This window comes from Haemophilus paraphrohaemolyticus, assembly GCF_002015045.1.
In the GTDB taxonomy this organism is placed as follows: Bacteria; Pseudomonadota; Gammaproteobacteria; order Enterobacterales; family Pasteurellaceae; genus Haemophilus_A; species Haemophilus_A paraphrohaemolyticus.
On record NZ_MUXX01000002.1, the window covers coordinates 108,435 to 121,835 of the forward strand.

12 protein-coding genes are annotated in these 13,401 nt (G+C 41.5%); 5 read left to right on the forward strand and 7 right to left on the reverse strand.

Annotated features, from left to right (window positions below; translation table 11 throughout):
* Positions 1-13: 13 nt before the first annotated feature.
* From modB to greA, 7 genes are all read right to left on the reverse strand, one after another.
* Positions 14-703 carry a molybdate ABC transporter permease subunit gene (gene modB, locus B0184_RS00930; protein ID WP_005708478.1) on the reverse strand — a complete coding sequence of 230 codons (690 nt, stop codon included), beginning with the start codon at positions 701-703 and terminating at the stop codon, positions 14-16.
* Between the two features lie 79 nt (positions 704-782).
* Positions 783-1,541, reverse strand: a complete 759-nt coding sequence (gene modA / locus B0184_RS00935) for a molybdate ABC transporter substrate-binding protein (protein WP_005708604.1) — start codon at positions 1,539-1,541, stop codon at positions 783-785.
* Between the two features lie 93 nt (positions 1,542-1,634).
* Positions 1,635-2,396: an ABC transporter permease gene (locus tag B0184_RS00940; RefSeq protein ID WP_005708517.1), complete on the reverse strand. Its 762-nt coding sequence runs from the start codon at positions 2,394-2,396 to the stop codon at positions 1,635-1,637.
* Between the two features lies 1 nt (position 2,397).
* Entirely contained in the window at positions 2,398-3,306 is a 909-nt protein-coding gene (locus tag B0184_RS00945; protein ID WP_005708606.1) for an ABC transporter ATP-binding protein, read from the reverse strand.
* Positions 3,307-3,468: 162 nt separating this feature from the next.
* Complete coding sequence (gene dnaX / locus B0184_RS00950) at positions 3,469-5,541, reverse strand: DNA polymerase III subunit gamma/tau (RefSeq protein ID WP_005708520.1); 2,073 nt, start codon at positions 5,539-5,541, stop codon at positions 3,469-3,471.
* A 17-nt stretch (positions 5,542-5,558) separates the two neighbouring features.
* A complete protein-coding gene (gene apt, locus B0184_RS00955; RefSeq protein ID WP_005708456.1) occupies positions 5,559-6,098 on the reverse strand; it encodes an adenine phosphoribosyltransferase in 540 nt (179 codons plus the stop codon).
* A gap of 181 nt (positions 6,099-6,279) precedes the next feature.
* A complete protein-coding gene (gene greA, locus B0184_RS00960) occupies positions 6,280-6,756 on the reverse strand; it encodes a transcription elongation factor GreA (protein WP_005708447.1) in 477 nt (158 codons plus the stop codon).
* Between the two features lie 235 nt (positions 6,757-6,991).
* Here greA and hemA point away from each other — a divergent pair, with 235 nt between their 5' ends.
* The 5 genes from hemA to rsmA all read left to right on the forward strand — a co-directional run bounded on the left by hemA (position 6,992) and on the right by rsmA (position 13,393).
* Positions 6,992-8,293, forward strand: coding sequence for a glutamyl-tRNA reductase (gene hemA, locus B0184_RS00965; protein WP_005708424.1), 1,302 nt, complete (start codon positions 6,992-6,994; stop codon positions 8,291-8,293).
* A gap of 164 nt (positions 8,294-8,457) precedes the next feature.
* Entirely contained in the window at positions 8,458-9,984 is a 1,527-nt protein-coding gene (gene der, locus B0184_RS00970; protein ID WP_005708570.1) for a ribosome biogenesis GTPase Der, read from the forward strand.
* A gap of 11 nt (positions 9,985-9,995) precedes the next feature.
* Positions 9,996-11,426 carry a bifunctional D-glycero-beta-D-manno-heptose-7-phosphate kinase/D-glycero-beta-D-manno-heptose 1-phosphate adenylyltransferase HldE gene (gene hldE / locus B0184_RS00975; protein WP_005708603.1) on the forward strand — a complete coding sequence of 477 codons (1,431 nt, stop codon included), beginning with the start codon at positions 9,996-9,998 and terminating at the stop codon, positions 11,424-11,426.
* Between the two features lie 67 nt (positions 11,427-11,493).
* Positions 11,494-12,444, forward strand: a complete 951-nt coding sequence (locus B0184_RS00980) for a peptidylprolyl isomerase (protein ID WP_005708564.1) — start codon at positions 11,494-11,496, stop codon at positions 12,442-12,444.
* Positions 12,445-12,517: 73 nt separating this feature from the next.
* Positions 12,518-13,393, forward strand: a complete 876-nt coding sequence (gene rsmA, locus B0184_RS00985; protein ID WP_039851271.1) for a 16S rRNA (adenine(1518)-N(6)/adenine(1519)-N(6))-dimethyltransferase RsmA — start codon at positions 12,518-12,520, stop codon at positions 13,391-13,393.
* Positions 13,394-13,401 lie beyond the last annotated feature (8 nt).

Sequence of the window (13,401 nt, forward strand, 5' to 3'; positions counted from 1 at the left end):
TAAAAAACTAACTTTACTTCGCATACCGCTTTTGTCTTTCTGCTAACCACTCTGATGCGGAAAGGGCAATTAAAGAAATTGCAATCGCCACAGCACAAAGGCGGGCTGCGGCGAGTTCTCCGTCGGGGGTTTCGATAAAGGTGAAAAGAGCTGCTGGAATCGTTTGGGTTTGATTTGGAATATTGGATACGAAAGTGATAGTCGCCCCAAATTCTCCAAGCGAACGGGCAAAACCTAATACTGCTCCTGCAATGACGCCTGAAAATGAGAGTGGAAGATTAAGCGTAAAAAAGACTTTAAGTGGGCTTGCACCTAATGTTCTAGCTGCTTGTTCAAGTTTAGGATCAATTGCATCAAAGGCTTGTTTGATGGAGCGTACCATCAATGGAAACGCCATCACAGCAGAGGCTAATACCGCACCTCGCCAAGAAAAACTAAAAGAAAAACCGAACCACTCCCACAAATATTGCCCTATCGCCCCACGTTTTGCCATCACAATAAGCAAGAGATAGCCAATCACCACAGGGGGTAACACCAGCGGTAAATGTACGATGCCATTTAGCAATTGCTTGCCCCAGAATTGTTTGCGTGAAAGTATCCAAGCAATAAAAATGGCAACAGGTAAAATAAAAAGAATCGCAATCGTGGCGACTTTAAGGCTCAAATAAATGGCATTGAGTTCGGGTTGAGAAAAGAAAAACATAGACAGTTTCAGTTGTTACCGAGGGTATAATACCCTCGGTTAGACATAATTCAACCTCATTGGGGTTGGAAGTTACAAATTATTGTACTGGATAAAAACCAGCTTCTTTAAATTTCGCTTGAGCTGCAGGTGTTTTTAAGAAATCAAGGAATTTTTTCGCTTCCGCTTTATCACTTACTGTTGCAGCAGGATAAACCACTTCACCATAACTTTCATTTGGGAAAGTTGCCACGATTTTCACTTTAGTTGCAGAGACTTTTGCATCAGTTGCATAAACAATCCCTAATGGAGCCTCGTTGCGTTCTACATAAGATAACGCATCACGCACATTTTTTGCTCGAACTAACTTGCTTTCTAAGCCATCCCAGAGTTTGTAATACTCAAGTGCTTTTTTTGCATATTTGCCCGCAGGCACGTGTGATGGATCGCCCACAGATAAATACCCATCCGCTAATTCTTTGTTAAAATCAACCGCTTGAATGCTTTTTGCTTGGATTTTACTTGCAATCGGCGCAATTAACACAAGGTCATTTTTTACTAAATTATGCACATTTTTAGTTTTAGCTGGTTGCTTTTCTTGAACATAATCCATCCATTTTGTATCAGCTGAGATGAATACATCCGCTGGGGCGTCTTGTTCAATTTGTTTAGCAAGCACAGAAGAAGATGCAAACGAGAATGTAACTTTATCTTGCGGGTTGGCTTTTTCAAAATCCTTGTTGATTTCTTGAAGCACATTGGTCATTGAGGCAGCGGCAAAAACGGTAATATCTTGCGCAAAGCTAGAGGCAGAGAAAAGAGAGAGTGCACTTACAAAACAGAGTTTTTGGAATTTCATTTTGGGTTCCTTTTGAAATGAGCACGAGAGCAACAAGCGGTAGAATTTTTCCTAATTTTAGCAAAACTCTCGTGCAATCCGTGGCAAAGAAAATTAGGAACGTAATCCTACACCTTTTTCAATCAGTGAAAAGGCAAACCAGTATAACATAATACATAACGAAACCAATACCAAAAATGTGTAAAAAATGGGCATATCACTGATACCTAAAAAGCCATAACGAAAGCCATTGATCATATAAACAATCGGGTTAAATTTCGAAACAGCTTGCCAGAAATCGGGCAATAATGAGATCGAATAAAATACTCCACCCAAATAAGTTAAAGGCGTTAAAACGAAGGTTGGAATCAAGCCCACATCATCGAATGTTTTCGCATAGACTGCATTGATCAAACCGCCTAGCGCGAAACTAATCGTTGTCAGTAAAAGCGTTGAAAAAATCATCATCCAAGAGTAGATATCAAAGGTGATAAACAACAAAGCAACCAGCATTACCAAAATACCAGCCAGCCCACCGCGAACAACACTGCCTACGACATAACCCCAAATAATGTTATGCGTTGAAAGAGGGGAAATTAGCATCTCTTCATAAGTTTTGGTAAATTTGCTCAAGAAAAATGATGAGGCGGAATTGACATAAGAGGCTGTGATTGCGGTCATCATCACAAGTCCAGGGGCAATAAACTGCATATAGCTTACCCCGTGCATATCACCAATACGTCCACCAATTAATTGCCCGAAAATCAAGAAATAGAGCGTGGTCGTAATCACAGGCGGCACAAGTGTCTGTCTCCAAATGCGAATAACGCGTTTGCTCTCTTTGGTTGCGAGCGTGAAAAATCCAGTTAAATTCATATTAATTAGCCATTTTAAGGAAAAGTTCTTCCAAGCGGTTTGATTTATTTCGCATACTTAATACTTCCACATTTTGTGTGGTCAGCTGCGTAAATAAATTCGTTAAGCCTTGAGCACGCTGTACTTCTACTTCCAACGTATTTTCATCCAATAATTTATGCGGATAATGCTCAATCACAAGCGGCCTATTTTGAGGCATATTTTGCAAATCAAGCACGAAAATTTCGGTCTCCAATTTTGCCAGCAAAGACTTCATTGATGTATTTTCAATCAATTTTCCGTGCTGAATAATACCTATATTTCGACAGAGATTTTCCGCTTCTTCGAGATAGTGTGTAGTGAGAATAATGGTTGTGCCTTGTTGATTGAGTTCCCGTAAAAAATCCCACAGCGAACGACGAAGTTCAATATCTACACCTGCAGTAGGTTCATCCAAAATCAACAATTTCGGGTTATGCATTAAAGCACGAGCAATCATTACCCGACGTTTCATACCACCCGACAGTTCACGGGTTAAATGCGTGCGTTTTTCCCATAAATCCAATTTTTTCAGCCACATTTCTGCACGCACTTTGGCTTCTTTTAATGGAATGCCATAAAATCCCGCTTGCTGTGTGAGCACATCTACCACTTTCTCAAATTGATTGAAATTAAACTCTTGCGGCACTAAGCCGATTTGCTGTTTAAGCTGTGTTTTTTGGGCATCTAAATCGTAACCGAAGACTTTTACCGAACCACTTGTTTTATTCACGAGTGAACTAATAATGCCAATGGTCGTTGATTTACCCGCCCCATTATGCCCAAGCAAGGCATAAAAATCGCCTTGCTCGACGGTAAGATCAATGCCCTTTACCGCTTGAACGCCAGTAGCATAGGTTTTGATAAGATTTTTGATTTCTAATGCATGCATAGTTTTTTTATATGTATATATCTAGGGCTACGCACCCTAGGTTAATGATAAAAGTATACCTACGGGACACAAATCCCTTGATAGCACAAGCGTACTTTATGCCTCTGTTGGCTAGAACCAGCCCTATCGGGGCTGATTTATGCATAGCCTAGAGCGGAAGCCTTAGGCTCTTGCTATCGCCCTAATCGTCGATTCATCCAGCTCAGCATCAAAGGCTTCGCGTAATAATTTTAATTTTGCATCATTAAACAACGCATTTCTTGCTTCTTGGGTTAATCCCTCAAAAATAGCACGGCGAATTTCAAGCGGGGTTTTACGTTTGGGATTATCAGCAATAGTGAGTTGATAAGTAAGCTCTTTTCCCGACAATGCATCAGCTAAACTTTGGCGTGCTTCTGGACTATCTAAATGTGCCATATTCGGTTTTAGCACTAAATGAAGCTCATGATCTTGCTTTTCTGCCAAGTAGCTATTTAATGCAATCTGGCGAGTCAATCCGCCTAATTTCAGTTCATTAACCAACGCTGCCCACTCATCTTGTTGGCAAGCTAACTCAATGGTTTTCGCCACTAATTCAGGGGTGCGTTCTTGTAAAATAGTTTGCTTAATATCGGAAGGTTTTGCGGTTTCTTCTTGATTTTCTAATTCAGGATTGAGCCAAGTCCAACGGTAATCTTCATCATTTTTTACAGGCGTTTGTTTCGCCTGTTTTTCGTGCTCAAGCTCTGCTTTTTCAGTTTCCGCCAAATGCATAAACCGCTCTTGCAAATTCATTTTTTTTGCAGGAGCACGGTTTGGTATTGAAGGTATTACGGCGTTATTCGGCTTTTTTTTTTCAGTTTGCGCCAGTTGATCTTGCGTCTGCTGTAACTGTTTTCTCGCTTGCATTGCCGCTAATGCGGGCGACATTGCAGGTGCTGAGACTGGCGGAGTTTGAACTTGGGGTGCTACAGCCTGAGTGTAAGCGGTTGGATTTTCTTGCGGTTTTGCAAATTGCGGTCGATTTTCTACCGCTTGTGCTGCTGGTTGAACCGCTTTTTCACTTGGTGTTAAGTGCGCTTTAAGCTGAGCGATATTTTGCTCAGACGATGCCGAAGGTCGGCTTACAGCAGGTGTGCTTACCGTTTGAGTTTGCACCTGCACACGGTTAATCTCTTCTACACGTTTTGGGTGGAAGGCTAATGCACGCAAGAAAGTCATTTCTACGCCCGCATGAGGCTCTGGCAAGAATGGTAACTCTTTTTTGCCCATCAACATCATTTGATAGAAAAACTGCACATCTTCAGGCGCAATCTGTTTTGCTAACAAGTGCAATGGCGTTTCGTCCCCTTCAGGCGATTTAACCAATTGCAACAAGGCAATTTTATGCAATGTTTCTGCAACATCACTTAATAATTGCGACCAATCGACACCTTTCTCGGCTACTTGTTGAATGATAGAAAGTATTTTTTCGCCATTAGCTTGTGAAAGAGCCATCACCAATTCAAGCGGTTGATGATCGTCAATCAAACCAAGCATTTGGCTGACTGCTTCAAGCGTAATATTGGCATTACTGACTGCAATCGCTTGGTCTGTCAGGCTTAATGAGTCACGAATACTGCCTTGAGCAGCTTTGGCTAATTTCTCAATGGCTGGCAGCTCGTAAGGAATATTTTCTTGCTTTAAGATGAATTCAAGATGATTGGCGATTTGATGCTGATCTAACGCACGCAAGTGGAATTGCATGCAACGTGATAAGATCGTAATCGGCAATTTTTGCGGATCTGTCGTCGCTAACAAGAATTTGACATATTCAGGCGGTTCTTCCAACGTTTTTAATAACGCATTGAAACTGTGGCGCGAAAGCATATGCACTTCGTCAATCAAATAAACCTTAAACCGCCCAACGGTTGGCTTGTATTGCACGTTATCAAGTAGCTCGCGAGTGTCTTCTACTTTGGTACGAGAGGCGGCATCGATCTCAATTAAATCAATAAAACGGCCTTCTTCAATTGCTTTACAGTTCGCACACTCACCACAAGGCATTGCAGTAATGCCCGTTTCGCAGTTTAATCCTTTCGCAAACAGACGAGCGATCGAGGTTTTGCCCACCCCGCGCGTGCCAGAGAAAAGATAAGCGTGGTGTAGGCGATTTTCACGTAATCCGTTTTCTAATGCGGATAAAACGTGTTGTTGCCCCACCACTTCGGAAAAGCGTTGCGGACGCCATTTACGTGCTAAAACTTGATAACTCATTGATAATAATGACTCAATTAGTGCCCTTCGAAATTCACTAAAGTGAATGATTTTATGCCTTCTTGCTCAAGGCGTTCACGACCACCTAATTCAGGCAAGCATATCACAAAAGCTGCGTGCTCCACTTTACCGCCTAATTTGCGGATAAGTTTTGCAGTAGCATCAATCGTGCCACCTGTTGCTAATAAATCATCAATCACCAATACATTGTCGTTTGCATTCACAGAATCGGTGTGGATTTCAAGCGTATCTTCGCCATATTCCAATTGATAAGATTGTGAAATGACTTCACGTGGTAATTTTTTCGGTTTACGCACTAACACAAACGGCAAGTCTAAAGCCAAAGCCACAGGTGCACCAAAGATAAAACCGCGCGATTCTGTGCCAACAATTTTAGTAATACCTTTATCTTTAAATTCTGCCACAATCGCATCAATACTTGCTTTGAAGGCTTCTGGCACTTCAAGCAACGAAGTAATATCGCGGAAAATAATGCCCGCTTTTGGGTAATCTGGAATGGATTTGATAGAAGATTTGATTAAATCTAACTGGCTCATTTTTTGACCTTTTATAAATAACAAAATAGCTTGAAGAATTTAGACAAAAATAGATGAAATTACAAGGAAAATTGCAATAAAGAAGCAAAAAATAACCGCTTGTAAAAATTATTCATTACAAGCGGTACTTTTTTTACACTTAATTTGAATTACAAGATAAAATTCGGTTTGTTTTTCGGAATTAAACATATTCCACATCAATAATATCAAACTCAACCTTACCACCTGGAGTTGTAATGGTAACTGAGTCATCCACTTCTTTGCCGACTAAACCACGGGCAATTGGTGAATTTACTGAAATCAACCCTTCTTTAATATTCGCTTCATCATCACCTACGATACGATAAGTCACTTCTTCATCGGTTTCAACATTGGTTAACGTGACTGTTGCTCCAAAAATAACCTTGCCGTTATTTTGCATTTTAGTCACATCAATAATTTGGGCACTGCCTAATTTTCCTTCGATTTCTTGAATACGACCTTCACAGAAACCTTGTTGCTCACGAGCAGCGTGATATTCCGCATTTTCTTTTAAATCACCGTGTTCACGGGCTTCAGCAATGGCAGCAATAATTTGTGGACGGCGTACGTTTTTGAGGAAATCTAACTCTTCACGCAGTTGCTCTGCACCACGCACCGTCATTGGAATTTGTTTCATGCTCTACCTCTTAGCATTTCTCATAAAATAAAAGCGTTATTATTCAATTTCTTGGTCAAAATAGCAATAGGCGATTGCAAGCGGTCAATTTTTCGCTCCAGTCAACTACTCATTAAGAGGTAATTAACTTGTGGTAAATCAAACCAATCTCTGTAATTATTTGCACCGCTTTCGCCTATTCGCTAGAATGCTCAACAATTTTTTATTTTTATTGTGGGACACATTGTAGGTAAGAATGACCATTCTAGCATTAGGCATTAACCATAAAACTGCTTCAGTAAATTTGCGAGGAAAGGTGGCGTTTGATGAACAAAAACGCCAGCTTGCTTTAACGCAGGTTCAGCAACAACATTTGGCTGAAAGCGTGGTTATTCTTTCCACTTGTAACCGAACAGAACTCTATTTCCACAATTCTGAAATTACCCCTCAAGAAGAGAGCGAAGAGAATAAGGCCTGGCGTGAACGCTGCTTTGAATGGTTTGCAAACATTCATCAGCTTGAACATACCGAACTTCGTGAATGTCTCTATTTCAAACAAAATATGCAAGCCGCACAGCATTTAATGCGAGTCGCTTGTGGGTTAGACTCACTTATTTTAGGCGAGCCGCAAATTTTGGGGCAAGTAAAACAAGCCTATCACGCTAGCGAAGATTTTTACCAAGCAAACGGTGGGATTTCGACAAAACTTTCTCGATTGTTTCAACGTACATTTGCAACCGCAAAACGCGTGCGAACTGAGACGGATATTGGTGCAAGTGCCGTTTCTGTGGCATATGCTGCCTGTGGTTTGGCTCGCCAAATTTTCGATAATTTCGGCAAATTACGTTTTTTATTAGTCGGTGCTGGGGAAACAATTGAACTTGTTGCACGTTATTTAATCCAGCACGGGGCGAAAAATATAATGATTGCCAACCGTACTGCTCAACGTGCGGAACAACTTTCTGAGAGGCTTGAAACGCCGATGCAGATTTTATCACTGAGTGCATTGCAAATTGGTTTGAATCAAGCTGATGTGGTCATTAGTTCAACGGGTAGTCCTGATACATTGATTACACAATCGATGGTAAAAGAGGCACAGAAGAATCGCCAATTCGATCCAATGCTATTGATAGATATTGCCGTACCGCGTGATATTGACGAAAAATCGGGCGATGTAGAGGCGGTTTATTCCTATAGCGTGGATGATTTACAAAATATTATTCAACGTAATCTTGCCCAACGCCAGCAAGCGGCAGAGCAAGCAGCAGAAATTGTTGATGAAGAGTGCAAAGCCTTTTTTGAATGGCTCAAACAACAGCAGTCAAGTGACTTAATTAAACGTTATCGTCAAGATGCAGAAGCCTTACGCCAAGAGCTGCTTGCAAAAGCCATTCAAGATTTAACTTTAGGGCGAGACAACGAAAAAGTGCTTCACGATTTAAGCTATAAATTAACCAATCACCTCCTTCACGCGCCAACACAAGCTTTACAAGAGATGGCGAAAAAAGGCAATTCGCAAGGGTTGCAGAGTTTTTCAAAGGCGTTGAAGTTAAGTTAAAGCCTATTCTTTTTTTCAAGCGGTTGATTTTTGCAATATTTTTGCAGAATTCAACCGCTTGTTTGCTCCTACCGTTATGCTTCTCTTTAGTATATAATATGTCGATTTTGCTGTTCTCCTTTTTTAGGTTGGGCAAAGATGAATAGATTAAAGGACAGAAATAAATGACTCCAGTTGTTGCTCTTGTGGGCAGACCGAATGTGGGTAAATCCACATTATTTAACCGCTTAACTCGCACCCGTGATGCGTTAGTGGCGGATTTTCCAGGTTTAACCCGTGACCGTAAATATGGTCACGCTAATATCGCAGGCTATGATTTTATCGTGATTGACACGGGCGGTATTGATGGCACTGAGGAAGGTGTTGAAGAAAAAATGGCGGAACAATCCCTTTTAGCCATTGAGGAAGCTGATGTAGTCCTTTTCTTGGTAGATGCACGTGCAGGGCTTGTGCCAGCAGATGTAGGCATTGCACAATACCTACGACAACGTGAAAAAACGACTGTTCTGGTAGCAAACAAAACTGATGGTATTGATGCTGATTCACACTGTGCAGAATTCTATCAATTAGGCTTAGGCGAAGTAGAACAAATTGCCGCGGCACAAGGTCGTGGCATTACGCAGTTGATCGAGCAAGTTTTAGCCCCATTAGGTGAGCAATTAAATGCCGAACAAGTGGTCGAAAATACGGAAGAATTTGCAGATGATGAAGCATCGCACGATGAGTGGGATCACGATTTCGATGTGGACAATGAAGAAGATGCGGCATTATTAGACCAAGCATTGGAAGAAGAAATCGAAGAACGTATTGAAGATAAAAATATTAAAATTGCGATCGTTGGGCGTCCAAATGTGGGCAAATCAACCTTGACTAACCGCATTCTTGGCGAAGAGCGTGTTGTCGTTTACGATATGCCAGGCACAACTCGCGATTCCATTTATATCCCGATGGAACGCGATGGTCAGCAATATACGATTATCGACACCGCAGGCGTGCGTAAGCGTGGTAAGGTAAATTTAGCTGTCGAGAAATTCTCGGTAATCAAAACCTTACAAGCGATTCAAGATGCGAACGTAGTGCTATTGACTATTGATGCCCGTGAAGGGATTTCCGACCAAGATTTATCGCTCTTGGGCTTTATTCTCAACTCTGGTCGCTCATTAGTGATCGTGGTGAATAAATGGGACGGTTTATCACAAGATATTAAAGATCAAGTGAAATCAGAACTTGATCGCCGTTTAGATTTTATCGACTTCGCTCGTGTGCATTTTATTTCGGCATTACACGGCTCTGGCGTTGGTAACTTGTTCGATTCGGTGAAAGAGGCTTACGCTTGTGCAACACAAAAAACATCGACCTCAATGCTGACTCGTATTTTGCGTATGGCAGCAGACGAACATCAACCACCACTCGTAAATGGTCGCCGTGTGAAATTGAAATATGCGCACCCAGGTGGTTATAACCCGCCGATTATCGTGATTCACGGTAACCAAGTGGAAAAATTGGCGGATTCATACAAACGTTACTTATCGAACTATTTCCGTAAGAGCTTGAAAATTATTGGTAGCCCAATTCGTATTCAATTTCAAGAAGGGAATAACCCGTTTGCGGACAAACGCAATAAACTTACGCCAAGCCAATTGCGTAAGCGTAAACGTTTGATGAAATTTATTAAGAAATCAAAAAGATAAGAGAAAACATTATGATGATGCAATACTCTCCAAAATTTAATCAAGCCAAAGTATTGGTGTTGGGCGATGTGATGCTCGACCGCTACTGGTTTGGGGCAACCAACCGTATTTCCCCGGAAGCCCCTGTGCCAGTAGTAAAAGTGCAGGATATTGAAGAGCGTGCAGGTGGGGCTGCGAACGTGGCGATGAACATTGCCAGCCTGAATGTGCCTGTGGCTTTACATGGTTTGATTGGGCAAGATGATGCGGGCCATGCGTTGGATAAATTGCTGAACTCACACAATATTGAAAACCATTGTGTAGCTGTAGAGACTCACCCAACTATTACCAAATTGCGTATTCTCTCTCGCCATCAGCAACTGTTGCGTTTAGATTTTGAAGAGGGCTTTCATAATGTCGATAGCCAACCACTTCTTGCAAAACTTCAGCAAGAAATCACCGCTTACGGGGCATTGATTTTATCGGATTATGGTAAAGGCACGTTGGAAAGCGTGCAACAGATGATCCAAATCGCCCGCCAAGCAAATGTGCCAGTGTTGATCGACCCGAAAGGCACCGATTTTGAACGTTATCGTGGTGCAACCTTGCTCACGCCAAATATGTCGGAATTTGAAGCAGTGGTTGGGCATTGCAAAGATGATGACGAAATCGTGGCGAAAGGCTTAAAAATGATCGCTGACTTTGATTTATCAGCGTTATTAGTTACTCGTTCGGAAAAAGGAATGACCCTACTTCGTCCAAATCAACCACCTTATCACTTACCAACCCAAGCGAAAGAGGTATATGACGTAACTGGTGCAGGCGATACCGTAATCAGCGTGTTGGCAACGGCGATTGCTGATGGTCGTCCTTACGAAGAAGCCTGCTATTTAGCCAATGCGGCGGCGGGCGTAGTTGTGGGTAAACTGGGCACTTCAACCATTACGCCTGTGGAATTAGAAAATGCGATTCACCAACGTGTAACTGCGGGTTTTGGTGTGGTTTCCGAAGCGGAGCTGAAAGAGATCGTGTTAGATGCCAAAAACCGTGGCGAAAAAATCGTGATGACCAACGGTTGTTTTGATATTCTTCACCCAGGACATGTTTCTTACTTAGAAAACGCGCGTAAACTTGGAGATCGTTTAATCGTAGCTGTAAACACTGATGAGTCTGTGAAACGCTTAAAAGGCGACAGCCGCCCAATTAACGATCTGGCTGCACGTATGGCTGTATTAGCAGGCTTAGCCTCTGTGGATTGGGTTGTACCATTTACAGAAGACACGCCCCAACGCTTAATTAGCGAAATTTTGCCTGATTTACTGGTAAAAGGCGGGGATTATAAGCCTGAAGAGATCGCAGGCAGCCAAGAAGTGTGGGCAAATGGCGGTAAAGTGCAAGTATTGAACTTCGAGAATGGTTGCTCTACCACCAATGTGATTAAGAAAATTCAATCTTTAGCCTAATTGAACCTTTTATGTTCAGTTTGCTCTAATAGTCGTTATTTAGTGGTTCTTATATAGGAAAAATAAAATGAAAATGACTTCCGCAAAATCTATTTTAGTAGCATTACTTGGTGCGTTATTTGTGGCTCAATCTGCAATGGCTGAAGAGCGCGTTGTAGCAACCGTTGATGGTAATATGATTATGGAAAGCCAAGTGGTACGCGCATTAGGTAAAAAAACCAATAATGAGGCAAACCGTAAAGTGGCACTTGAGAGCGTGATTGATGAAATGTTAGTGCAACAAGCGGTGCAAAAAGCAGGCATTAAAGTCGATTACCGCCAAGTTGATCGAGCAATTGAAGATATTGCAGCTCGTAATGGCTTAACCTATGGTCAATTATTGGATGCATTGGATTACCAAGGCATCAGCCTTAATCAATATCGCCAACAAATTGCCCAGCAAATGATGATGGAAGCTGTACGCCATCAAAGTATTGGTCAAGCGATCCAAGTACAACCAGAGCAAGTGCAAGCACAAGCGAAAACAATGTTGGAACAGGACAAAGCAGCTGGTAAAGTTCAACAAGTATCAGCACCAGAATATCGTATCAGCCATATTCTTATCAAAACTAATCCTGTGTTAAATGATGCTCAAGCTAAAACAAAATTAAACCAACTGGTTGCAGATATCAAAGCAGGAAAAACGACCTTTGAAGAGGCGGCAAAAGCAAATTCAGTTGATTATGTTTCCGCAGCGGATGGTGGGGATTTAGGTTTCCAATTCTTAGATACCTTTGATCCAGCTTTTGCTAACGTGGCAAGCCGTGCGAAAAAAGATCAAATCTCTACACCATTTAAATCACAGTTTGGCTGGCACGTTTTGAAAGTGACTGATACACGTCAAGGTGACAGAATTCAAGATGCATATGCTCAAAAAGCCTATGAAAACTTAGTGAATAAACAAGCCGAAGAAGCCTCAAAAGATTGGGTAAAAACCTTACGTAAAGGGGCAAATATCCAATATGTAGATGCTAAATAATTCAAGCTATTTCAGAGAACCTCGCTTAAGCGGGGTTCTTTAATTTCAAAAACATTCTTCACACATTTAAAACATAATGAGTACAAATTCAAAAAAACATTTAGGTCATACTGCTCGTAAACGTTTCGGGCAAAACTTCTTACACGATATGAATGTTATTCATAATATCGTATCAGCAATCAACCCGAAAAGCGGTCAATTTTTATTAGAAATTGGTCCAGGCTTGGGAGCTTTAACTGAACCTGTTGCAGAATTAGTCGATAAACTTACCGTCGTAGAACTTGACCGCGATTTGGCGGAGCGTTTACGCCATCATCCTTTTATCAACCAAAAACTGACCATCATTGAACAAGATGCGCTAGGTTTTAATTTCCGTGAATATTTTGAAAGCCTAAATTTACAAGATGGAGAAGGCGTACGTGTATTCGGTAACTTGCCTTATAATATCTCTACCCCATTGATGTTCCATCTGTTTAAGTTCTACGACTTAATCCAAGATATGCATTTTATGTTGCAAAAAGAGGTGGTAAAACGTTTATGTGCCGCACCAAATAGCAAAGCTTACGGACGCTTAACCATCATGGCACAATATTATTGCCAAGTAATGCCTGTGCTTGAAGTACCACCGACAGCATTCAAACCTGCACCCAAAGTAGATTCTGCGGTCGTGCGTTTAGTGCCATATAAAACCTTACCACACCCCGTAAAAGATATTTATTGGCTTAATCGCGTAACAACTCAAGCATTTAACCAGCGTCGTAAAACCTTACGTAACGCATTATCAACGCTATTTACTGCCGAACAATTAGAAGCATTAGGCGTAGATTTAACCGCTCGCGCTGAAAATCTTAGCATCGCAGATTATTCTCGTTTGACGAACTGGTTGTGCGATAATCCGCCTAAAGATGTGAATCATGAGGAAGTATCGGAAGAAGTTTTTGAAGAGTAACTGACAAA